The sequence below is a fragment of the Palleronia sp. LCG004 genome, assembly GCF_032931615.1.
Lineage (GTDB): Bacteria > Pseudomonadota > Alphaproteobacteria > Rhodobacterales > Rhodobacteraceae > Palleronia.
The window spans coordinates 1,310,014-1,332,207 of the sequence record NZ_CP136759.1; the positions used below are offsets into that span (position 1 = coordinate 1,310,014).

The window sequence follows — 22,194 nt, forward strand, 5'->3', positions numbered from 1 at the left end:
ATCAGCCGGCCGCCCGCCTGAGCGCATCGGCAAGATCGGTGCGCTCCCACGAGAACCCTCCGTCGGCCTCGGGCGCGCGGCCGAAATGACCGTAGGCAGCGGTCCGCTCGTAGATGGGTTTGTTGAGCTCGAGGTGCTCTCGGATGCCGCGCGGCGTCAGGTCCATGCAATCGTAGCAGGCCTTCTCGATCGCCTCTTCGTGGACCTCGCCGGTATTGTATGTATCGGCATAGATCGAGAGCGGCTTGGCAACCCCGATGGCGTAGCTGAGCTGGATCGTGCAGCGCTTCGCAAGGCCGGCAGCGACCACGTTCTTGGCGAGGTATCGAGCAGCGTAGGCCGCCGAGCGATCGACCTTGGTCGGATCCTTGCCCGAGAACGCGCCACCGCCATGAGGCGCCGCGCCACCATAGGTATCGACGATGATCTTGCGTCCCGTCAGCCCTGCATCGCCGTCCGGCCCACCAATCACGAAAATGCCCGTCGGGTTCACCCACCATTCGGTCGCGTCGGTCAGCCAGCCATCGGGCAGAACCTCCCGGATATATGGCTCGACGATGGCGCGGATGTCGTCGCTCGTCTGCGTCTCGTGCTTGTGCTGGGTCGAGAGAACGATCTGCGTGACCTCGACGGGCTTGCCGTCCTCGTAGCGCAGCGAGATCTGCGACTTCGCATCGGGACCGAGCGTGGGTTCGGTACCATCCTTCCGGACATCGGCCAGGCGCTTGAGGATCTGGTGCGCGTAATGGATCGGCGCAGGCATCAACTCGGGTGTATCCTCGACCGCGTAGCCGAACATGATGCCCTGATCGCCTGCACCTTCGTCCTTGTCGCCTTCCGCGTCGACGCCTTGGGCGATATGCGCAGACTGCGCATGTAGCAGATTGGTGATCTCGCAGGTGTTCCAGTGGAACTTGTCCTGCTCGTAGCCGATGTCGCGGATGCAATCGCGCGCAATCTGTTCGACCCGCCCCAAATAGTCGGCGAGCTTGGCCTTGTCGGCGAGCCCGACCTCGCCCCCGATGACGACGCGATCGGTCGTGGCGAAGGTCTCGCAAGCCACGCGTGCTTCGCGTTCCTGCGACAGGAATGCATCGAGCACGGCGTCGGAAATCCGGTCGCAGACTTTGTCGGGATGCCCTTCGGAAACCGACTCCGAAGTGAAGATGTAGTTCTGCCGTGCCATGAAGTGCTCCATTAGGATATGCGCGACGCACGCCAGGAAGCCGTTGTACGCCGTAAGGACGCTCCCGCGTAGCCGCAGTTCAAGGCTTATTCAACCTCTCAATCGGACCCTGCTAAAGCACAGCACGGTGAACGCGAGTACGAGCAACAGCAAGACGGGCAGATCCCCTGCCCGCGCATAGGTCGTGGGCGGCAGCGATCTCGGCAACGGCTGATCGAGATAGCCCGCCTGCCCGAGCGGCAGCATCGCCACCACGCGACCGGCGGCATCGATGACCGCCGAGATTCCGGTATTTGCGACGCGCACCATCGGCAGACCCTGTTCAATGGCCCTCATCCTCGCCTGCGCCAGATGCTGTTGCGGGCCTGCGAAGGTGCCGAACCAAGCGTCGTTCGTGATCTGCAACAGCCAGTCGGGTCGGGAAGGCGCGGACGAGACATCCTGAGGAAAGATCGCCTCGTAGCAGATGAGTGGAAGCGGGCGACCGAGGGACCCGAGATCGAGAAGCCGGGGCCCCGGGCCAGCACTGTAGCCGTACCCGTCCTGCGCCGCGAAGCTCTGCAGACCCACCAGCCGGGTCAGCCGACCGAAGGGCATGTATTCTCCAAAGGGGACAAGGTGATGCTTGTCGTAGCGCTCGGCGATCATCCCGTTACCGTCGACCACAAAGAGCGTGTTGTAGATCCTCGCGCCCTCATATCGCTGCGCGCCGAGAACGACCGGTACACCGCCCGCCGCACCGGCAATGTCCATCAGGATCGGATGCCCTTCGTCGATGAGATAGGGAACGGCGGTCTCGGGCCAGACGATCAGATCGGGACGCGGCCCTTCGGCACTGAAGCTCAATTGCCGTTCGAAGAAGACCTGTGCGAGATCGGGATCCCATTTCTCGTCCTGCGGCGCGTTCGGCTGGACGAGGCGAACAACGGCCGCGTTCGGGGCCGCGTTCTGCTCGACGGGCATCACCCACCACCCTGCGAGCGCAATTCCGGCCCAGAGCAGTATCACTCCCGTACCGCGTCGCATCCACCCGCAACACATCGCAGCACATCCCGCTCCGAGCGTGGTAAGCAACGTCAGACCGAAGGGACCGAAAATCGAAGAAAGCTGTGCACCCGGGCTCTCGGACCAGATATATCCGAGGAGCGACCAGGGAAATCCCGTCAACACGTAGCTTCGCAACATCTCCACCGAGGCAAGCGCCACCCCGAAAGCAAGCGCATATCGCCAGCGCCCGCCGCGGCCCAGATGGTGCGCACAGCAGAGCGCCATGGCCCAGAATAGCGCGAAGCCCGTCGCCATGAGGATCAAGGCGAAAGGTGCCATCCACCCGTGGCGCGCGACATCGACGAGAAACGGCTCGACGATCCAGTGAAGTGTCAGCGCGAAGTAACCGGTTCCGCCGGCAAACCCAAAAAGCGCCGCCTCTCGGCCCGATCGCGCGCGTGATCCAAGCACGGCAAGGATGGCGAGCCCGACGAGACCAGCTGGCGCAAGCCCGAACGGCACCTGCCCGAACCCGGCAAGCAGGCCTCCGACCAAGCTCGTCGCGATCGGGCGCACCCGGTCGTTCTTAAGCATCCCGGGTTTCTGGAACCCTTACCCGAAGCCGTTTGAGCCGGCGCGGATCGGCATCGACGATCTCGAATTCGGGGCCGGAGGGATGCGGGACGACCTCTCCGCGTATCGGAACCCTGCCCGTCAGCAGAACGACCAATCCGCCAAGCGTGTCGATTTCCTCGTCTTCCTCGGGATCGACGAGCCGCATGCCGATCTCGGCCTCGAATTCCTCGAGCGGGGTCTTGGCCTGGGCGAGGTAGGACCCGCCCTTCTCGACGGTCCAGTACTTGTCTTCCTCGATGTCGTGTTCGTCTTCGATCTCTCCGATGACTTGTTCGATCAGATCCTCGATCGTGACCAGCCCGTCCACCCCGCCATATTCATCGATCACGAGGGCCATATGCATCCGATCCGTCTGCATCTTCTGCAGAAGCACGCCGATCGGCATGGAGGGGGGAGCATAGATGAGCGGGCGGAGCATCTCGCGCATGTCGAAATCGGACGTCTTGCCAAAACCATGCCGCAACGCGAGATCCTTGAGGTGCAGCATGCCCAGCGGCATGTCGAGGGAGCCCTCGTAGACCGGGAGACGCGTCACGCCGGATTCGCGGAACACGTTCACAAGTTCCTCGAGGTCCGTTTCAACGGGAACGGAAACGATCTCGACCGTCGGGATCGAAACGTCCTCCACCCGCATCCGCCTCAGATTGAGAAGTCCGGGCGGCAGCCGCATCGGCGATCCGTTCTCCTCGGTCTCGTCGTCCTCCGAATTTGAGAAGGCTCCGAAGATCCTGCCGAAGAAACCGCGCTCCTGACTGTCGTCTTCGTCGCCATCCGTATCGGGCCGGTCGATGCCCGGCTCGTCTGCGTTGCTCATCTTGCCTTTCCAGTCAATGACGCCTCTATCGAGGCTCGATCCCGCGCATATGGGTCCGGAATGCCCATCCGCGCAAGTATCTTCCCCTCGAGCGCCTCCATCAGGTCGCCGTCGAGGGGGCGTTCGTGATCGTATCCCAGAAGGTGCAAAACCGCATGGACGATCAGATGCGCCACGTGATCCTCGAACGGTATGCCCGCAGCCTCGGCCTCCGCCGCACAGGTATCATAGGCGATCGCGATATCGCCGAGTTCCGGATCGGCCGGATCTGGTGCGCGGGGCGTCGCGCCTTCGTCATGGCCGCTGCGTTCCACGGATGGCCAGGACAGTACGTTCGTGGGCAGGTCTTTACCGCGGAAATCGCCGTTCAGCACGGCGATACGCGCATCGTCGCAGGCAAGGATCGCGATTTCCCAGTCTGCTCCGAGCCCGAGATGCTCGAACGTCGTGATGCTCGCTCTCGACGCGATTCTCTCCAGCGGACATGACGACCAGCGTTCATCCTCGATCGCGAGATCGACGACCGGCTGGTCGATGCTCGTGTCAGGCATCGGCCTCGTACGCCTCGATGATCTTCGCGACCAGCGGATGCCGGACGACGTCCTTGCTCGTGAAGTAGTTGAAGCTGATCTTCGGTATGTTCTGCAGCAGTCGCTCCGCATCGGCGAGGCCGCTCACCTGCCCCCGCGGGAGGTCGATCTGCGTCCGGTCGCCCGTGATGACCATCCTCGATCCTTCGCCCAGACGGGTCAGGAACATCTTCATCTGCATGCCCGTCGCGTTCTGCGCCTCGTCGAGAACAACGAACGCGTTGCTGAGCGTGCGACCTCGCATGAAGGCCAGCGGAGCGATCTCGATCCGCTTCTCTTCCATGAGCTTGGCAAGCATCTTGCCCGGCATGAAGTCGTTCAGCGCGTCGTAGAGCGGCTGCATGTAGGGATCGACCTTCTCCTTCATGTCGCCGGGCAGAAAGCCCAGACGCTCGCCCGCCTCGACGGCGGGACGCGACAGGATGATGCGGTCGACCTCGCCGTTGATGAACATGTTGATCCCGACGGCCACGGCGAGATACGTCTTGCCGGTGCCGGCGGGACCGATCCCGAAGGCAAGCTCGTTCGCGAAGAGCGCGCGGACATAGGCCTTCTGGGCGTCGGTACGGGGCTCGACAAGCTTCTTGCGCGTCTTGATCTCGACGCCACCCGAGTGGAACATCTCCATCTGGTCGCCGTCTCGGGGGGGATCCTCGTCGTTGGGCTGATCCATGCGAAGCGCACCGTCGACATCACCGGGCAGCACGGGCTTTCCCGCTTCGAGCCGGTCGTAGAGCGACCGCAGAACATCGGCCGCACGTGCGACCGATCCCTCGTCCCCCATGACGACGAGATGGTTGCCGCGCCGCACGATCTGAACCTCGAGCGCCTGTTCGATCATGGCGAGGTTCGCGTCGAACTGTCCGCAGAGGTCTATGAGCAGGCGATTGTCGGGAAATTCGAGTCCCGTCTCGGACGGGCGCTTGGCCGGATTTGCACCTTGGGATGCGGTGACGGGACTGGGGATGGGGGCCAAGCGAAACTCCGTTCTTGACTGGTCGGCTCGGGGTAATGGTGGGAAGTTTGTCCGCCCCGTGCAAGGGCTACCGTACGGTGGTCGGACATCCGCACACAGCTTCAGGCACGTGAAAGCCCGCTCAGACGAGTTCCGCTCTCAGGGAATTTGCGGCGCTTTCGACGATCCGAACTCGGCGCAGATCCCCGATTGCGACATCCTCCGCCTCGACGAATACGGAATGAAGGTGGTCGGACTTGCCGACCATCTGACCCGCGGCACGCCCCGCGCGTTCGAAGAGCACGTTCACCTCCTGTCCGACCATCCGGTCCTGCACCACGCGCTGCTGCGATCGCAGCAGGGCCTGAAGCCGTTGCAGGCGCTCGTCCTTCGTCGCTTCGTCGACATGAGAACGCTCGGCTGCCGGGGTGCCGGGCCGGGGGCTGTACTTGAAGCTGTAGCACTGCCCGTATTCGACCGCCGACACCAGATCCATCGTCGCCCGGAAATCCTCTTCGGTTTCCCCCGGAAAGCCCACGATGAAGTCGCCCGAAATCAGGATGTCCGGGCGCGCCGCTCGGATCCGCTCGATCAGCCGCAGATAGCTCTCGGCGTCGTGCTTCCGGTTCATTGCCTTCAGCACCTTGTCGCTGCCCGATTGCACGGGGAGGTGCAGATAGGGCATCAGCTTCTCGACCTCGCCATGCGCGGCAATGAGCGCGTCGTCCATGTCGTTCGGGTGCGAGGTCGTGAAACGGATACGCTCGAGCCCGTCGATCCCGGCCAGATCCCGGATCAACCCGGCGAGCCCGCCGTCATGGCCGTGATAGGCGTTGACGTTCTGCCCCAGAAGCGTGATCTCGCGCACCCCTCGCTCGACCAGATCGCGCGCCTCGGACATGACGCGTTCGGCCGGACGGCTCACCTCCGCGCCGCGCGTGTATGGCACGACGCAGAAGGCACAGAACTTGTCGCATCCTTCCTGAACGGTCAGGAACGCTGCCGGGGCGCGTCGGGCCTTCGGACGTGCGGCCAGATGGTCGAACTTGTCCTCTTCGGGGAAGTCCGTATCGAGCGCCTTCTCTCCCGCGCGGGTTCGTGCTTCGAGCTGCGGCAGTTTGTGATAACTCTGCGGCCCCACGACCAGATCGACCAGTGGCTGACGACGCATGATCTCCTCGCCCTCGGCCTGCGCCACGCATCCCGCCACGCCGATCTTCAGACCGGGTTTTGCAGCCTTCAACTCACGGAACCGGCCCAGCTCCGAATAGACCTTTTCGGCCGCCTTCTCGCGGATGTGGCAGGTGTTGAGGACGATCATGTCGGCGTCGTCGGGCGTATCGGTCTCGACGTAGCCCTGCCCGCCCAGCGCTTCGGCCATGCGTTCGCTGTCGTAGACGTTCATTTGGCAGCCATAGGTCTTGATGAAGAGCTTGCGCGTCTCTGACATTGGGCCGGTCCTCGGGTCTGTCGGGAATGCCGCGCTCAATAAGGCAAGAAGGTCCGTTCCGCAACGGCGCTGGCGTCGCGCACACGATCGCGATAGGTCGCGCCCCATGCTTCCCTGGATCCGCCTCGACGAAACCACTGCGCCGGACGGCGATGTTCTACGCCTCTTCCGGCGGGGCGAGGAATTCTCGATCCGCTTGGGAGACGGAAACGAGCTGATGAATTCGCGTCTCGGCGGCTCGGAGGAGGCTCTGGCAACTCTCGCCATCGACGCGCTCGATGACCGTACCGCTCCGAGGATCCTGATCGGCGGTCTCGGCATGGGCTTCACCCTGCGCGCGGCGCAACCCATCCTCGGCTCCGATGCTTGCATCGACGTGGCCGAGATCGTGCCCCGGCTCATCGACTGGGCACGCGGCCCGCTCGCCCCCGTCTTCGGGAACAGCCTTGACGATGCTCGCGTCACCCTCCTGTCCCGCGACGTGTCCGAGATCCTGCGGGAGCCCGGCGTGCCCTACGATGCGGTCCTGCTCGATGTCGACAACGGACCGGACGGCCTGACACGGCCAGGAAACGACCGGCTCTACGATGCGGGGGGCCTCGCAAGGGCGTGGGCGGCCCTTCGTCCGGGAGGTATCCTCGCGATTTGGTCCGCGCATCCGGACCGCGGTTTCGAGCGACGTCTTGCGGATGCAGGTTATGACATACGGACCGAGATGGTCCGGGCACGCGCAGGTAAACGCGGCCCGAGACACGTGATCTGGATCGCCCGGAGACCTTCCTGACCCTCGCAAGTCACGAATTTCATCGATAAAATATCGTCAATTCGTCAACGGAGGTCCCTTATGTCCGAAGAACGCCAGCGCATCGTGTCTTCCCGCCACCTGGCCGAAGGGCCCTGCTGGGAAATGTCCGAGTTGGAGTACGGGCTTATCGTCGCCCACAACGCATTCTATCGCTGGATGGCAAAATGCATGGCCGCAGCCGGGATGGAAGGTCTTTCACCGCTCGAGATCCTCGTGCTGCACAACACCAACCATCGCGACCGCGCCAAGCGTGTGGGAGATATCTGCTTCCTGCTGAATATCGAGGACACGCATACCGTGACCTACGCTCTCAGGAAGCTCGTGAAGCTCGACCTTCTCACCGCGGAAAAGCGAGGCAAGGAAGTCTTCTACATTACCTCGTCCGAGGGGCGCGATCTCTGCGACCGCTACCGTACCCTGCGGCAGCAATGCTTCCTTCAGGGCCTCCCCCCAAGCGACATGGAGGGCGAGGTCCTGCGCGATGCAGCAGCGCTCCTGCGCCGGCTCTCGGGGCAATATGACCAGGCAAGCCGCGCGGCCGCCTCGTTCTGAGCGGCGCGCAACCGCCGCTCAGTTGCCCATGGCATTCGGAAGATAGGTGACTAGGCCCGGACACACCGTGATGATTGCCGCGCCGAGGACCAGCAGCAGGAAGAACGGCAACGCCGCCTTTGCCACTCGAAGGATGTCGATCCCGGTCAGCCCCTGGATGACGAAGAGGTTGAATCCCACCGGCGGGGTGATCTGGCTCATCTCGACAACGAGGACCAGGTAGATCCCGAACCAAAGGCGGTCGATCCCTGCAGCCTCGACCATGGGAAGGATGATCGAGGTCGTGAGTACCACGATCGAGATCCCGTCGAGAAAGCACCCCAGCACCACGAAGAAGACCGTCAGCACGGCGAGCAGCGCATAAGGCGACAGCTCGAACGTTCCGATCCACGCCGCGAGGTTCCGCGGGATACCCGTGAAGCCCATCGCGATCGACAGGAATGCGGCACCCAGGAGGATGAATGCGATCATGCACGAGGTACGCGTGGCCCCTGTCAGGGCGGCTCGAAACTCCGCCCATCCGAAGGAAGACGAGAACGAGGCGAGGATAAGCGACAGGAACACCCCCACCGCAGCCGCGTCCGTGGGCGAGGCGATGCCCGTATAGATCGACCCGATCACCCCGACGATGAGGAGAAGGACGGGGATGAGCCGCCGTGATGCCTTCAGCTTGTCGAGGAGCGAAAAGTCGAAAGCTTCCTGAGGAATGAGATTCCGATTCAGCAAGGCACGCAGCGCGACGTAACCCGCAAAGAGCCCGACCAGCATGATACCCGGCAAGATACCTGCCACGAAGAGCCGCGCGATGCTCTGCTCGGTCGCGACGCCATAGACGATCAGGATGATCGATGGCGGGATCAGCAGACCGAGCGTCGCCGATCCGGCGAGCGTTCCAAGGATGAGATCCATCGGGTACCCACGGCCTTTCAACTCGGGGATCGACATCTTGCCGATGGTCGCAGCCGTCGCTGCGGACGATCCCGAGACTGCCGCAAAGATCGCACAGCCAAAGATATTCACATGGAGCAGGCGTCCCGGTGCCCGCCCCAGCCAAGGCGCGAGGCCCGAAAACATGTCCTCGCTCAGCCGCGACCGCAGGAGGATCTCCCCCATCAGGATGAAAAGCGGCAACGCCGCAAGGGGCCAGCTGTGCGAATGCCCCCAGAGCGTGGTGGCAAGGACCAGCCCCTCGGGCGCGTTTGTGAAGAAGGCCATCGCGACGAACGCCATGACGAGAAGCGACAGCGCGACCCAGAGCCCCATCGCCAGCAATGCGATGAGCAGACCGAGAAGAACCGCGAAGGTGGCTGGATCTGACATCTCAGGCCTCTCCCGCATCGAAAAGGACGGGGCGGCCCGTCTTGATCGCACCGATCGCCGTATCGATCAGCGCGACACACAGCAGCCCAAGCCCCGCCACCATGGGAATCTGTACGATCCAGAGAGGGACGGAGACGATCCCGGTCGACCGATCGCCGTAATGCCAGCTTTCGAGGACGAGATTGCCGGTCCAGTAGGTCGCGATCCCGACCATTGCGGCCGCGATCGCCAGAACCGCGATCTCCGCCACCCAGAGCAAGCGCGGCGGAAATTTCCGGACGAGAAGCGTCACACGGATGTGGACCCCGTGCCTGAGCGTCGAGGCGGCGGCGAGAAAGGTCGAAGCGGCAAGCGCGAAACCCGCGAAATCCGCATATGACGGGATCGTCAGGTTCACGTCCGTCCCACCCAGGCGGGATATGATGTTGAATCCCACCTGCGCCGTGACGACCGCACAGATCCCGAGTATGGAAAGCGCGGCGAGCCATCCCGCGCCGTCATAGAGGCCGTCGAGTATGCGACGCATCGTTCCGCTCCCCTGCCCAGAAGAAGACGCCCCGAAGAAGATACCGGGGCGTTCCGATCGCGATCAGGATCCGGAATTCTGATAGGTGTTCAGGATCTCCTTGGCCTCGTCGCTGGCCGTCTGGTTCCAGCTTTCGAGCATCTCGTCGCCGATCTCCTGAAGGCCGTTCAGCAGGTCCTCGCTCGGCTCGTAGACGGTGATTCCGTTATCGGCGAGCACCTGCGTCATCTCCTCGGCTTCGGCCTCGGCCATCTCCCAGCCGCGTGTCTCGGCAGCTTCGGCGGCTTCGAGCAACGCCTGCTGCTGTTCGTCGGACAACCGGTCGAACGCGCGCTGGTTCACCACCACGAGGTTCTTCGGCACCCAGGCATTGATCGGCGAGTAATGCGTAAGAAAATCCCATGCGTTCGCGTTTGCACCCGTAGATGGCGAGGTGATCATCGCCTCGACCTGACCCGTGCTGAAAGCCTGCGGGATATCGGGCTCCTCCACCTGCACGGGCGCGGCACCTGCAAGCTGCGCGAATTCCTCCAGCTGTGCGTTGTATGCACGGAAGCGGAGACCGTTCAGATCGTCGACCGTTGCAATCTCGCCATTGGTGTAGAGGCCCTGCGCCGGCCAGGCGACCGAGTAGAGGGGCATGAGCCCCTCCTTGGCCAGAAGTTCGGTGATGACCGGCTCCTGCGCCTCCCAGAGCCTGCGCGCCTCTTCGAAGGACGTCGCCACGAAGGGCTGGGAATCGAGCCCGTAAGCCGCATCCTCGTTTGAAAGACGCGAAAGGAAGAATTCGCCGATCGGCACCTGCATGGAGCGTACGGCCCCCTTGATCTCCGCATGCGGAAACAACGACCCGGCCGAATGAACGGTAAATTCGAGTTCGCCATCCGTGGCCTCGCTCACATCCTCGGCGAACTGCTTGATGTTCTCGGTATGAAAGATTCCGTCGCCATAGGGGGTCGGGAAATCCCAAGTTTCGGCAAAGGCCGGAGCGGTCGCAGCACTGACGCCAGCTGCGAAGAACGCAATACGGGTGGAAATCATGGTGTCTCTCCTGTCGAATGATCTTGTTCGTTTGATTTTCCGTGTACGTTGACAATTTATCACTGTTTTGTCAACGTAACCCGAGCCCAGCAGAAAGTCGGCCCATGGCGCTGCCAGATGCGATATTCGATCGTTCCGAACCACCGCGCCTGACCCCGCTCGGGCTCGACGGGATGCTCGTCACATTCGCCGACGAACTGAGCGACGAGGCGAACCGCGCAGCACTCGCCTTCCGCGCCGAAATCGAAGCTCAGGGATGGGACGGGATCGAGGAAACCGCCACATCCCTCTGCTCGGCCTTCGTCTCGTTCGATCCGGTGCGCCTCCCGCCCACCGATCTGCAGGCCCGCCTCCGAGAAATCCTCTCGGCGCGCGACTGGTGCGCGGCTGAACTTCCGGCGAGCCGCACACGCTGGACCATTCCCGCTTCGTTCGAAGGCGACCACGCCCCTCAGCTCGCCGATGCGGCTCAGCTCGCCGGGATGAGTGTCGAAAAGGCCGTTCGGGAGATCTGCGCCGAGCCGTTGCGCGCGCTTGCCCTGGGCTATGCGCCGGGACAAGCCTATCTCGGTTCCCTGCCCGATCACTGGGATCTCTCGCGCCAGCGGGACCTGACGCCGACCGTGCCCGAGGGTGCCGTCGTCACAGCCGTGCGGCAGGTCATCGTTTTCGCGACGTCCGGCCCGACGGGTTGGCGTCAGATCGGCATGACGCGCTTCAAGGGGTTTCGGCCTGATGACCGCGACAAGCCCATTACACTCGCCCCCGGCGACGAGGTGCAACTCCGCGCTGTATCTGCGCCTGAGCTCGATCGCCTGGCCGACGAACCGATGGCCGGTGCCACGTCGGAGGTGATCGGATGACATCCCTCACAGTCCTCAAGATCGGACGGGGTGCGTCGGTCCAGGACCTCGGCCGGCCGGGCCACCTGGCGCAAGGCCTCTCGCGCGGAGGCGCGGCTGACCGGCTCGCAATCCTCGAAGGGGCCGCCCTGCTCGGCCAATCACCCGATCTGGCTGCGATAGAACTTACGGCGCTGGGTGGCAGCTTCACGATCGATGCGCCCACGCGGATCGCATTGACCGGTGCCCCGATGCGCGCGAGGCTTGGCGATGCCTCGCTGCGTTGGTCTGCCTCCTATCGGATGGAGCCCGGCGAGGTTTTGACACTCGGACCAGCCAAGCGCGGCGTCTGGTCCTACCTGCATGTCGGAGGCGGTATCGCGACAGAGCCCTTGATGGGCAGCCGTGCCGCGCATCAATCGCTCGGTCTCGGGCCGATCTTGCAAGAGGGCGACGTGCTGCCGCTCGGAACCGACGGCGGCGGACCGGTGGAACGACATCTCGAACCCCAAGACCGCTTTGCCGGCGGCCCCATCCGGCTCCTGCCCAGCGCGCATACCGCTCTCTTCTCCCACGACGATCTCGAACGGTTCCAGTCGACGAGCTTCACGCGCGACCAGCGCGGCAATCGTCAGGGTGTGCGTCTGTCGCATGACGGCGCGCCCTTCGCGACGAAGGGGCAGCTTGGCCTCCCAAGCGAGGTCGTGGTGCCGGGCGACATCCAGATGACCGGAGAAGGCACGCCCTATATTCTCCTGCCCGAATGCCAGACCACTGGCGGCTATCCCCGTATCGGCAGCGTCGTGCCGGTGGATCTGCCCTGTGCGGCCCAGGCGGGCCCGGGGGCGACGCTCGATTTCCGCTTCGTGTCGCGCGAGGAGGCGATGGAGAGCCACATGAGCGAGGCGGACATCCTCTCGGCACTCGAAGGCGCAACGCGCCCCCTGCTCCGCGATCCGCGCGAAATGCAGGATCTGCTGAGCTACCAGCTCATTTCCGGCGTCACCGCCGGGGATTTCGTCGAAGGAGAAGACACATGACCACGGTCGATCTCAATGCGGATATGGGTGAAAGCTTCGGCCCCTGGAAGATGGGCGACGATACCGCGCTGTTGGACGTAATAAGTTCCGCCAACATTGCCTGCGGCTTTCACGCCGGCGATCCGGACGTGATGGCCGCAACGATGGCGCGCGCGGTCGCGAACGACGTCGGGATCGGGGCGCATCCGGGATTTCCCGACCTGCAGGGCTTCGGGCGTCGCAAGATGGCCATGGATCACGATGCGATCGCGCATATGGTGCAGTATCAGCTCGGCGCGGCACAGGCGATGGCACGCGCTACCGGTGGTCATGTTCGCCACCTCAAGCTCCACGGTGCGTTGTCGAACATGGCGATGGTCGACGGCGAGTTGGCGCGCCGTGCCTACGATGCGGCCCTGACGGTCGATCCCGACATCATCATCATGGTTCTCGCCGCGACGCCGATGCAGGAAGCGGCCGAAGCGCTCGGCTGTCGGATGGCTTGCGAAATCTTTGCGGATCGGGGCTATAACGACGATGGAACGCTGATCCAGAGGGGTCAGCCCGGCGCGATGATCACCGATGCCGAGGCTGCGGCCGAGCGTATCAGCGAGATGGTCCGCGAAGGCGCGATCATCGCAAGTTCGGGACACCGGATCGAGACGAGGATCGACACGATCTGCCTGCACGGCGATGAACCGTCCGCCGTGAATGCCGCCCGCGTCCTGCGTACCCGCCTCGAGGCCGACGGCATCTCCATCTCGCGCTTCTAGCACCCGCAACCTTTGCGGTTGTCGATCGCGAGTTACCGAGGGTTTCGGACATACAAACCGACGAACGTGGTCTGATGCTCAAGCCATCCATGTTTCGCGAACTGGCCCCTGTACACCGAAGGCACCTGATCCGGGCTTTCTGCCGCGGTCCCGCGGCGCTATAGGAAGCGCGACCGAAGAGGAGCCGCGCCCATGTCCGACCTGATCATCGCCCCCTCCATTCTGGCTGCCGATTTCGCGAATTTCGGGGAGGAATGTCGTGCAGTCGAGCAAGCCGGCGCGGACTGGATTCACGTGGACGTGATGGACGGTCATTTCGTGCCGAACATCACTTTCGGCCCCGCGACCTGTGCCGCGATCAGGCCGCATGTGAAGGGCGTTCTGGACGTGCATCTCATGATCGCGCCGGTCGACCCGATGATCGAAGCCTTCGCCAAGGCAGGTGCGGACATCCTGACCGCGCATGTCGAGGCAGGTCCGCATCTACATCGCACGCTTCAGGCGATCCGCGCGGCGGGCATGCGGCCGGGCGTGGCTCTCAATCCCGCAACCCCCGCGGCGGCGGTGGCGCATGTGCTCGACCTCGTCGATCTCGTCTGTGTCATGACCGTCAATCCCGGCTTCGGCGGTCAAGCGTTCATCGACATGCGATCCAAGATAGCCGAGCTGCGCGCGATGATCGGCCCTCGCCGCATCCATATCGAAGTCGACGGGGGCGTCGACACGACCACCGCGCCGCTTGTGACCGGTGCGGGCGCAGATGTGCTCGTCGCTGGATCCGCCGTTTTCCGCGGAGGCTCGGTCGACGATCCCGCACCCTATGCAAAGAACATCGCAGCGATCCGGCGCGCAGCCACCAGCGTCATGGCCTGATCACCGGCGGTCGAGCCAGTTCCGCCAGATCGCGCGCCGCTCGTCTCGACCGATCCCCGGTTCCTCCTCTCCGAAGATCGGGCGAAGCACCCTGTCGCGAAACCTTACCCAGAGCCGCCAGAACATGATCACCAGAAGCCCCAGCACCGTCAGCACGATGATATTCGACCAAGGCACGACGCGCACCTCGGGCCCCCCGACCTGCCTGATCGCAATCGCGTTCGGAAAGATTGTCAGAAGTTGCGACCGCCAGCCGTAATGCGTGACCATTACCCAAAGCGGCTCGTCGCGGGTCGAGATCAGATCGGCCGCCCGGGCCTGCAGGTTGGAACTGTCGAGCTTGAAATACGGTGGCCAGCCCCAGCCGGTATCCTCGTTGCGATAGACTGACGGGGTACCGTCGGGGGTCACCGTCTCGATGAAGCGGATGTCGCGGTTGACGCTAGCGGTCCCGCTGCCCGGATCGCCATTCGCGTAGAACATCGCGTTCATGCCGAAATCCATGCGCCGGGTTTCCGTATTCACGATCCGCACGATATCGCGTTGCGGCAGCGTGTAATGCAGCAACGCGAAGGCGACGAGGACAAGACCAAGGGCGAATGACCATTTGACGTGACGCATGGTGCCCTTCTCTCACGAAGCGCGGATGCGAGCCAGCGCCATCGCTACCACGTTGCGTCCTTCCAGCGCCGCGGCTGCTGCGCAAGCGACAGCAAGACCACCGGGCCCCAGATCAGCGCGCTGAGCCCCAGCCAGCGGAGGGAAGCCCCCCATCCCGGCCACGACAGACCGTAACGCCACGCCATCGCCACAATCGCGCAGCCCAGGATCGAGAGGATCGCGTTCAGCATCAGCCACGGCACACCCTCGGGCAGGAAACGCGCCCAGAGGGCCGGGGCAAGCCCCGCGAGACCCGCGAGAGTCGCGATCGGCATGACAATGTCGCCAAGCATGTTCATGCAGACATGCTCGGCCCGATACCTCTCCGCTGCAAGCGCGATCCGCCTTGCGCCCCGGTCGCGGTCGCGCCACTTTACGGCCATGAACTTGGCGAACGCAGTACCCGGACCCCGTAACCTCATCACCGACGTGCCCGGACTTCTAGTCGGACAGGCTCAGGACGATACCCTCAAATCCGGCGTTACCGTCCTTCTGGGCGAACGGCCGATGGTCGCCGGTCTTCATGTCATGGGCGGTGCCCCCGGCACGCGCGAGGCGGCGTTGCTCGCGCCCGAGAATACCGTGACCGAGATCGATTCGCTGGTGCTGTCGGGCGGATCGGCATTCGGCCTTGCCAGCGCGGACGGGGCGATGTCGGGCCTGCATGCGATGGGACGCGGATATCGCGTAGGCACGCGGCGCGTACCGATCGTGCCCGCGGCCATTCTCTACGATCTCGCCTCCGGCGGCGACAAGGAGTGGACCGACAATCCCTATGCCGCGCTCGGTCGACGCGCACTCGACGCCGCAGGAACGGACATCGCGCTCGGCAGCCACGGTGCCGGAACCGGTGCGATCGCAGGCCGGATCAAGGGCGGGATCGGCAGCGCGTCGGCGACCCTCGATGACGGCACGATGGTCGGCGCACTCGTGGCGGCCAACCCGGTCGGGTCAGTCCTGCATCCCGAAACCGGTCAGTACTGGGCTGCGGCCTTCGAATACGGGTCCGAAATGGGCGGGCACGGCATTCCGCCCGCGATAGGGGATTTGCCACTCGGAGAGCTGCTCAAGGGGGCGAACACGACCATCGCCATCGTCGCGACGGACGCGACCCTCGACAAGGGGTCAGCCACCCGCCTTGCCGTCGCGGCGCATGACGGCATGGCGCGTGCAATCGTGCCGAGTCACACGCCCTTCGACGGCGATCTGGTCTTTGCGGCCTCCACTGCCCGGCGGCCGCAACCCGATGCGGCGGGGCTTCTCGCGCTCGGCCATGCAGCGTCATGCTGTCTTGCACGGGCGATCGGGCGAGCGGTCCATCTTGCACGGCCCGCCCCGGGCGATGCCGTCCCGACTTGGCACGACATCTTCGGCGGCTGAGATCAATCCTGCCAGAATGCGCGGGTGAAGATGACATAGACCGCCATCAATTCCAGCCTTCCGACCAGCATTCCCGCGATGAGAAGCCATTTGGCCGTGTCGTTGAGCGGTCCGAAATAGCCCGACGGCCCGATGATCGGCCCGAGACCCGGGCCGACATTGCCGATCGCCGTCGCGGCTCCGGTCACGCAGGTCACGAGGTCGAGGCCGGTCAGGCTCAGCAGGACCGACAGGACGCCTAGCGAAACGATGAACAGCACGAAGAACGCCATGACCGAGCTCAGCACGTCATCGCCCACGCGCCGATCATCGTATCGAAGCGCAAAGACGCCGCGGGGTGAGTGAATCCGACGGATCTGCGTGACAACGGCACGGATCAGGATCTGGTAGCGGAACACCTTGACCGAGCAGCTCGTCGATCCGGCGCAGCCCCCCACGAGTCCGAGACAGAAGAAGCAGACCATCGCGAAACTGCCCCAGAGCTGGTAGTTGACCGAGGCATATCCGGTTCCCGAAATGATCGAAGTTACATTGAAGATCGCCTCGCGGAAGCTTTCCTCGAAGCCCCGTTCGTCAACGGTCACCTGAAAGATGCTGAGGACGAGCGTCGCAGCCAGGATGATCCCCAGATAGGCTCGGATCTGCGAATCCCGAAAGAACGGCTGCGCGGTACCGGCGATAAGCTGGATGTACCGAACGAAGGGGAGCGAGGCGAGCACCATGAAAAGCGACGCCGCATATTCGGGCACCCCCTGGAACGCGCCGAACGACGCGTCGGTCGTCGAGAAGCCGCCGGTCGATACGGTAGTCAGAGCATGGTTGATGGCGTCGAACCCGCTCATTCCGAGGGTCCGGTAGCTCAGGAAACAGGCGAAGGTAATGACGACGTAGATCCAGCTGATCTGGCTTGCTATTTCGGCCGCGCGGGGCAGGATCTTGCCCATCGTGTCGAATGCCTCGGAACGAAAGATCTGCATCCCCCCGATCCTCAGTTCGGGCAAAAACACCATCGCGACGACGACGATACCGATTCCGCCGAACCACTGGATCATCGACCGCCAGAGCAGAAGGCCGGCAGGCATCTCCTGCAGGTCCGAAAAGACGGTGGAACCGGTCGTCGTCAGGCCCGACATCGCTTCGAAGAAGGCGTCCGTCACGCTCGCATCGACGGGGGCAAGCATGAATGGCAACGCCCCGAAGATCGGCAACGCCACCCAGACCGAAGTTGTGAGAAAGAAAGTCTGCTGAAGCGTCAGTCGTCCGGTCGTGCCGCTCGAACAGGACAACGCGACGAGGCCACCGCTGAGCATGGTGAGGACGGCACTTTGCAGGAAGACGGCCCATTCACCGTTCCGCACGGCCAGATCGACGGCAAAGGGGACCAGCATCGTCCCCCCGAGGCACGCGACCAGAAGGCCGATCACGTAGCCGACCGGCCGGATGTCGAAGAGGTTCGGAGAGCGCTCGGCCACCTCGATCTTCATCTGCGCGAACCGTACGCGGCGCGCAGCTTCTCGGGATCCGGCATATGAGGTTCGGCCACGGGATTGCCATTGCTGTTGAAGAACGGGGTGTCGCGCCACCGGCCCGACAACCGCGATGCGGCGACCCGCCTGGCGACGCCCAGTATGAAAGCATAGGTGCTGCCGCGGGGCCGTGGGACCTTGCCGGTGGCACCGCCGCGGTGAAGCCGCGCGACAGGACGCGGTGGTGTGCCTGCAAGTCGCGCGGCGATCACGCTGAAGAACGGGACGCCCCGCATGGGCGCGCCGTTGCCTACGGGCGTGTCGCAGCAGCCGACGAACCAACGGAACGGACCACGCGCGGTCAACCGCTCGCAGGCCAGGTGTTCGGACCCTTTCAGGATCACGATCCGGTCGGCGGTCGTGGATTGGAGCACGACACCCCCGGCTTGGTCGAGCGTCTCGCCATCACCGTGGAGCCGCGCGAAAGCCCTGCAATCGGCGCAATAGCAAACGGCAGGCACGCCCGATCCGGGCAATCCGTCCACGCGCATCGCGAACGCGCCGCAGCGGCAGGTCCAGTTCGCGTCACTCATCATCCGTCACTCCGGAATTCCCGTGGATCCTGCTAGCACGCGCCGCATACGCTGTCAGCGTCTCAGCCGCCGTGGACGAGGCCAGAGAAAAGACGTGGATCGAGGCTGGCATGATCGAAGGTCGCCCCCTCGGTCAGAACGCTGACCGCGTCGTGGCTATGCAGGCTTTCCTGATGCGAGGCGACGATGCGGAAATCGCCGATCCGCGTATCCGAACGCAGCGCGCGCGCGAAATGTCGCGCCGCGTCTTCGACGAAGATGGGATGCGCGGCATTCAGTTCCGCAAAGGCCTGTTCGTCCTCGCGCTTGACCATGACCTGTGTTTCCGTCGGCACCGCGTGGCGGCAGAGCTCCACCAGATCCTCAAACCAAAGCGTTCCCGCCTCCTCGTCGAGGACGACCGAAATCCGCGCGACCGATCGCTGTGAATGCGGCGTGGCAAGCCTGCCACGCGCTGAGCGCGCATGTTCGCTTAGCGCCAGCGAGCATGGGCAGGTGGACGAATAGACATAGTCGAGATGCAGGATCTTGCTCCGCACACCACCTCGATCCACTAATTCCAGCGCGATGTCGTAATACTGATACCCTTCCAGCCCAGATCGCAGGCTCGAAAGCTTCATCGGATACGAGATCCGCATCTGGATCCGCGCGTCATGCGCCTCGAGATCCGCCTTGTAATCGTCAAGCGCGCTCTCGATCACACGGAAGCTGAACGTCCGGTCGGCATGGCGATAGAAGCTGCGCATGATGCGCGACATGTTGATGCCCTTGCGATCGGCACCCAGACTGACGGTACCGGTCACGCTCGTCTCGAGGATGAGCTCGGTCGAATCCTTGACGAGGTAATGAATCGGAAGGCGGAAATTGCTGATACCCACATGCTGCAATACACGGCCATCCGCTTCCACCACGGAGTTCTGCAAGTCAGGCAACGTTGCGCGGTAGGCCTCCGTCGACTTGAACTCGGCATCGTACCCTACGGATAAGTCGCCTGAATCGGCCCAACCCTGGCCCGGCAGAAATGCGCGCAACCGCGGATCGACGGCGGCAATTTTATCGTCGCCCGCATCGGCGGCCCACAGGCTAAGCCGCGCCAGAAGCGCGCGGACCTCTTCTGGGGAAAGGTCACGATCGGGCTCGCTCGTCGACAGATCCATCGGGAAATCCCCTGCGTCAAATGACATGGCGGGCTCTCTATAGGTAAATCGGCGATCCGACGCCAGCGGACCTCAGATCGCGTCGAGCGCAGACCGCAGATCGTCGAGAAGGTCCTCTGGATCCTCGAGACCGACCGAAAGCCGCACAAGGCCGTCGGTAATTCCGAGACGGTCGCGCATTGTCTGCTCGAGGCGCTGATGCGTTGTCGTGGCCGGATGCGTGATGATCGACTTGGCATCGCCGAGATTGTTCGAGATTGTCACGAGCTTAAGCGCATTGAGGAACCGGAACGCCGCCGCGCGACCGCCTGCTATGTCGAGCGCGAGAATCGTGCCCGGCCCCCGCATCTGTTCCGCCGCCACGCCTGCCTGCGGATGGTCCGCGACGCCGGGATAGACGACCCGCGAAAGGCGCTCGTCCCCCGCCAGCGCCTCGGCCAGCCGACCTGCCGTATCGGTCTGCGCCCGCACGCGCAGTTCCATCGTCTCGAGGCCCTTCAGCATGATCCAGGCCGTAAAGGGGGACATCGCGCCCCCGGTATGCTTGAGATAGGGCTCGACCGTCTTGCGGATGAATTCCCGCGTCCCGACGATCACACCGCCCAGCGCCCGCCCCTGTCCGTCGATATGCTTCGTCGCGGAATAGACGACGACATCGGCCCCCATCTCCAGCGCGCGGGAAAAGACCGGAGTGGCGAAGACGTTGTCGACCACGACCGTCGCACCGACCTCATGCGCGATCTTTGCCACGGCACGCAGGTCGATGACCTCGAGCGCGGGATTCGACACCGTCTCGAGGAACACGGCCCTCGTGTCGGCCCGGACCGCACCGCGCCATTGGTCGAGGTCGAGCCCGTCGACGAAGGTTACCTCCACACCGTAACGTGTCAGAATCTCCTCGAGAATATAAAGGCATGACCCGAAGAGGGCCCGCGACGACACGATGTGATCGCCTGCCTTCAGCATCGAGGTGAGTGCGCCGTTGACCGCGGCCATTCCGGACGCCGTGGCGAACGCATCCTCGGCCCCTTCGATTGCCGCAATGCGGTCCTCGAACATTCTCACAGTCGGGTTGCCGTAGCGGGCATAGATGAACTCGTCCTCGCCAAGGCTCTCGAACCTCTGCGCGGCGGCCTCGGCACTGTCATAGACAAAGCCCTGCGTAAGGAAGATCGCCTCGCTCACCTCGCCGTACTGACTGCGTCTGATGCCCGAATGGACGCCCTGCGTCCGGCTTTTCCAGGATTCGCTCATGGGGATACCTCTCGACGTTCGCCCCACCGATCGAAAAGGCGGAAACCTCGTCCCGACCTCTTTAGCGGTATATTTAACGTGGCCCGCAATCCGGTGTACAAATCGCCACGCCTTTTGCTAGGCCGAGTTTCCGCGCGGGTCAACATCTCAGCCAGCTGCGCGGATGTCGCCACGAGTTCGCACCCGGTTCCGATCGCAGGGTCGCGCTAACACATCCTCAAGATTCGCGCGCTAGGATAGACGGGTACGATGAATTGTCTGCCTCCGGAGATCACGGCGATGGATATACGCGATCGCAGATGGCCCTCGGAGGTCGTCGTGCTCATCGAGTCGCGCGGCGAGCGTGTGAAGGCCCGTGTGGGCGACGTGAGCGAGGGGGGCATCAAGATGCGCTCGCCCAAGCTTTCGGCCGAACCCGGTCAGGTCGTGACCCTCTTCGCCGCACGCCAATCCGCAACGGGCGAGATCCGCTGGTCCCGCGGCGACGTCTACGGCGTATCGTTCCGACCGCCCTTGTCCGACGATATGCTGGCCGCGCTTACGAACGGACTTTACCGCGCCCCCACAGCGGAAATCGCGGCCCATCGACGGAGCCAGACCACACGTGGGCGTCACCGGCCGGCCCCGGGCTACCTGGCGACGATGTAAGGCCAGCGCGTTACTCGGCGTCGCCTGTCCCGTGGTCGCGGAAAAGACGGCTCTGCGCGATGAAGAACACGAAGATCGCGCCGGTGAGACCGAAGGTCTTGAAGTTCACCCAGGCATCCGTTGACATCGTCCGCCAGACCACCTCGTTCAGCACGGCCAACCCGAAGAAGAACGCGCAGAAGCGCCGCGTGAGGATCATCCACCCCGTTTCGTCGAGCGGGACCAGCCCTTCCATTACCATCCGAAGATAGCTCTGCCCGCGCAGCAATCCGACAAGCAGGATGATTCCGAAGATCAGGTAGATCAGCGTGGGTTTCATCTTGAAGAACCGCTCGTCGTTGAGCCAGACCGTCAGCCCGCCGAAGACCACAACCAGGATCAATGTCATCACCTGCATCCGCGACAGATGACCCGTGATCTTCCAGATGATCGCCATCGACGCCATCAGGATCGGCACGAACAAAGCCGTCATCAGGATGAAGCCGGTATATTCCTCGCCCAGGATCGTGAACGTATGATCGCGAAGGAAAAGGTACCCCACGAAGAAGAGCGCGACCGGCCCCAGCTCCAGCGCCGTGACGAGGCCCTTTTTCGAATCGTCCGCCATGATCCATCGTCCCTTGTTCGAAGTCGTCCGCACCTAACGCGATCGGATTGCCGAGGGCCA

Annotated in this window: 24 protein-coding genes and 2 riboswitches; of the genes, 8 read left to right on the forward strand and 16 right to left on the reverse strand. The window is 63.6% G+C overall.

Annotated elements, in window-relative coordinates; genetic code table 11:
* Position 1 precedes the first annotated feature (1 nt).
* The 6 genes from metK to miaB form a co-directional block, all read right to left on the reverse strand.
* Positions 2-1,186, reverse strand: a complete 1,185-nt coding sequence (gene metK / locus RVY76_RS06320; RefSeq protein ID WP_317376538.1) for a methionine adenosyltransferase — start codon at positions 1,184-1,186, stop codon at positions 2-4.
* Positions 1,187-1,190: 4 nt separating this feature from the next.
* A riboswitch (SAM-SAH riboswitch) is annotated at positions 1,191-1,241 on the reverse strand.
* A 35-nt stretch (positions 1,242-1,276) separates the two neighbouring features.
* On the reverse strand, positions 1,277-2,767 hold the full coding sequence (gene lnt, locus RVY76_RS06325) for an apolipoprotein N-acyltransferase (protein ID WP_317376539.1): 1,491 nt from the start codon (positions 2,765-2,767) through the stop codon (positions 1,277-1,279).
* On the reverse strand, positions 2,760-3,623 hold the full coding sequence (locus RVY76_RS06330; protein ID WP_317376540.1) for a CBS domain-containing protein: 864 nt from the start codon (positions 3,621-3,623) through the stop codon (positions 2,760-2,762). The genes lnt and RVY76_RS06330 overlap by 8 nt, the downstream gene beginning before the upstream one ends.
* Positions 3,620-4,174 carry an rRNA maturation RNase YbeY gene (ybeY, locus tag RVY76_RS06335; protein WP_317376542.1) on the reverse strand — a complete coding sequence of 185 codons (555 nt, stop codon included), beginning with the start codon at positions 4,172-4,174 and terminating at the stop codon, positions 3,620-3,622. The genes RVY76_RS06330 and ybeY overlap by 4 nt, the downstream gene beginning before the upstream one ends.
* The gene (locus RVY76_RS06340) at positions 4,167-5,180 is read right to left on the reverse strand and encodes a PhoH family protein (protein WP_410796022.1); all 1,014 of its coding nucleotides are present in this window, start codon (positions 5,178-5,180) and stop codon (positions 4,167-4,169) included. The genes ybeY and RVY76_RS06340 overlap by 8 nt, the downstream gene beginning before the upstream one ends.
* A gap of 130 nt (positions 5,181-5,310) precedes the next feature.
* Complete coding sequence (gene miaB, locus RVY76_RS06345) at positions 5,311-6,618, reverse strand: tRNA (N6-isopentenyl adenosine(37)-C2)-methylthiotransferase MiaB (RefSeq protein WP_317376543.1); 1,308 nt, start codon at positions 6,616-6,618, stop codon at positions 5,311-5,313.
* 106 nt (positions 6,619-6,724) lie between these two features.
* Between miaB and RVY76_RS06350 the strand changes: the two genes are divergently transcribed.
* Complete coding sequence (locus tag RVY76_RS06350; RefSeq protein WP_317376544.1) at positions 6,725-7,402, forward strand: spermidine synthase; 678 nt, start codon at positions 6,725-6,727, stop codon at positions 7,400-7,402.
* A 60-nt stretch (positions 7,403-7,462) separates the two neighbouring features.
* Complete coding sequence (locus RVY76_RS06355; RefSeq protein WP_317376545.1) at positions 7,463-7,975, forward strand: winged helix DNA-binding protein; 513 nt, start codon at positions 7,463-7,465, stop codon at positions 7,973-7,975.
* An 18-nt stretch (positions 7,976-7,993) separates the two neighbouring features.
* Here RVY76_RS06355 and RVY76_RS06360 read toward each other — a convergent pair whose 3' ends face one another.
* The 3 genes from RVY76_RS06360 to RVY76_RS06370 form a co-directional block, all read right to left on the reverse strand.
* A complete protein-coding gene (locus tag RVY76_RS06360) occupies positions 7,994-9,295 on the reverse strand; it encodes a TRAP transporter large permease subunit (protein ID WP_317376546.1) in 1,302 nt (433 codons plus the stop codon).
* Position 9,296: 1 nt separating this feature from the next.
* Positions 9,297-9,821 carry a TRAP transporter small permease gene (locus tag RVY76_RS06365; protein ID WP_317376547.1) on the reverse strand — a complete coding sequence of 175 codons (525 nt, stop codon included), beginning with the start codon at positions 9,819-9,821 and terminating at the stop codon, positions 9,297-9,299.
* A 63-nt stretch (positions 9,822-9,884) separates the two neighbouring features.
* On the reverse strand, positions 9,885-10,862 hold the full coding sequence (locus RVY76_RS06370) for a TRAP transporter substrate-binding protein (protein ID WP_317376548.1): 978 nt from the start codon (positions 10,860-10,862) through the stop codon (positions 9,885-9,887).
* A 104-nt stretch (positions 10,863-10,966) separates the two neighbouring features.
* On the opposite strand from RVY76_RS06370, the gene RVY76_RS06375 reads away from it, so the two are divergent.
* The 4 genes from RVY76_RS06375 to rpe all read left to right on the forward strand — a co-directional run bounded on the left by RVY76_RS06375 (position 10,967) and on the right by rpe (position 14,369).
* Positions 10,967-11,725: a 5-oxoprolinase subunit B family protein gene (locus RVY76_RS06375; RefSeq protein ID WP_317376549.1), complete on the forward strand. Its 759-nt coding sequence runs from the start codon at positions 10,967-10,969 to the stop codon at positions 11,723-11,725.
* Positions 11,722-12,744 (forward strand): biotin-dependent carboxyltransferase family protein, encoded by a 1,023-nt coding sequence (locus RVY76_RS06380; protein ID WP_317376550.1) that lies wholly within the window; start codon positions 11,722-11,724, stop codon positions 12,742-12,744. The genes RVY76_RS06375 and RVY76_RS06380 overlap by 4 nt, the downstream gene beginning before the upstream one ends.
* Complete coding sequence (locus tag RVY76_RS06385; protein WP_317376551.1) at positions 12,741-13,496, forward strand: 5-oxoprolinase subunit PxpA; 756 nt, start codon at positions 12,741-12,743, stop codon at positions 13,494-13,496. The genes RVY76_RS06380 and RVY76_RS06385 overlap by 4 nt, the downstream gene beginning before the upstream one ends.
* A 192-nt stretch (positions 13,497-13,688) precedes the next feature.
* Positions 13,689-14,369, forward strand: a complete 681-nt coding sequence (rpe, locus tag RVY76_RS06390) for a ribulose-phosphate 3-epimerase (RefSeq protein WP_317376552.1) — start codon at positions 13,689-13,691, stop codon at positions 14,367-14,369.
* On the opposite strand, the gene RVY76_RS06395 is transcribed toward rpe, so the two are convergent.
* Both RVY76_RS06395 and RVY76_RS06400 read right to left on the reverse strand, forming a co-directional pair.
* Positions 14,370-14,990 carry a DUF1523 family protein gene (locus RVY76_RS06395; RefSeq protein ID WP_317376553.1) on the reverse strand — a complete coding sequence of 207 codons (621 nt, stop codon included), beginning with the start codon at positions 14,988-14,990 and terminating at the stop codon, positions 14,370-14,372.
* Positions 14,991-15,034: 44 nt separating this feature from the next.
* Positions 15,035-15,328: a hypothetical protein gene (locus RVY76_RS06400; RefSeq protein ID WP_317376554.1), complete on the reverse strand. Its 294-nt coding sequence runs from the start codon at positions 15,326-15,328 to the stop codon at positions 15,035-15,037.
* Positions 15,329-15,416: 88 nt separating this feature from the next.
* Between RVY76_RS06400 and RVY76_RS06405 the strand changes: the two genes are divergently transcribed.
* Positions 15,417-16,409 carry a P1 family peptidase gene (locus RVY76_RS06405; RefSeq protein ID WP_317376555.1) on the forward strand — a complete coding sequence of 331 codons (993 nt, stop codon included), beginning with the start codon at positions 15,417-15,419 and terminating at the stop codon, positions 16,407-16,409.
* A 2-nt stretch (positions 16,410-16,411) separates the two neighbouring features.
* On the opposite strand, the gene RVY76_RS06410 is transcribed toward RVY76_RS06405, so the two are convergent.
* From RVY76_RS06410 to metZ, 4 genes are all read right to left on the reverse strand, one after another.
* Positions 16,412-17,893, reverse strand: a complete 1,482-nt coding sequence (locus tag RVY76_RS06410) for a TrkH family potassium uptake protein (RefSeq protein WP_317376556.1) — start codon at positions 17,891-17,893, stop codon at positions 16,412-16,414.
* Positions 17,890-18,471, reverse strand: coding sequence for a DUF6151 family protein (locus tag RVY76_RS06415; RefSeq protein WP_317376557.1), 582 nt, complete (start codon positions 18,469-18,471; stop codon positions 17,890-17,892). The genes RVY76_RS06410 and RVY76_RS06415 overlap by 4 nt, the downstream gene beginning before the upstream one ends.
* A 59-nt stretch (positions 18,472-18,530) precedes the next feature.
* Positions 18,531-19,625: a GTP cyclohydrolase FolE2 gene (folE2, locus tag RVY76_RS06420; protein ID WP_317376724.1), complete on the reverse strand. Its 1,095-nt coding sequence runs from the start codon at positions 19,623-19,625 to the stop codon at positions 18,531-18,533.
* A 72-nt stretch (positions 19,626-19,697) separates the two neighbouring features.
* Positions 19,698-20,879: an O-succinylhomoserine sulfhydrylase gene (gene metZ, locus RVY76_RS06425; protein ID WP_317376558.1), complete on the reverse strand. Its 1,182-nt coding sequence runs from the start codon at positions 20,877-20,879 to the stop codon at positions 19,698-19,700.
* Positions 20,880-20,919: 40 nt separating this feature from the next.
* Positions 20,920-20,998: riboswitch (SAM riboswitch) on the reverse strand.
* Positions 20,999-21,158: 160 nt separating this feature from the next.
* On the opposite strand from metZ, the gene RVY76_RS06430 reads away from it, so the two are divergent.
* Entirely contained in the window at positions 21,159-21,527 is a 369-nt protein-coding gene (locus RVY76_RS06430; protein WP_317376559.1) for a PilZ domain-containing protein, read from the forward strand.
* Positions 21,528-21,537: 10 nt separating this feature from the next.
* Here RVY76_RS06430 and RVY76_RS06435 read toward each other — a convergent pair whose 3' ends face one another.
* Complete coding sequence (locus tag RVY76_RS06435; RefSeq protein WP_317376560.1) at positions 21,538-22,134, reverse strand: inner membrane-spanning protein YciB; 597 nt, start codon at positions 22,132-22,134, stop codon at positions 21,538-21,540.
* Positions 22,135-22,194: the final 60 nt, after the last annotated feature.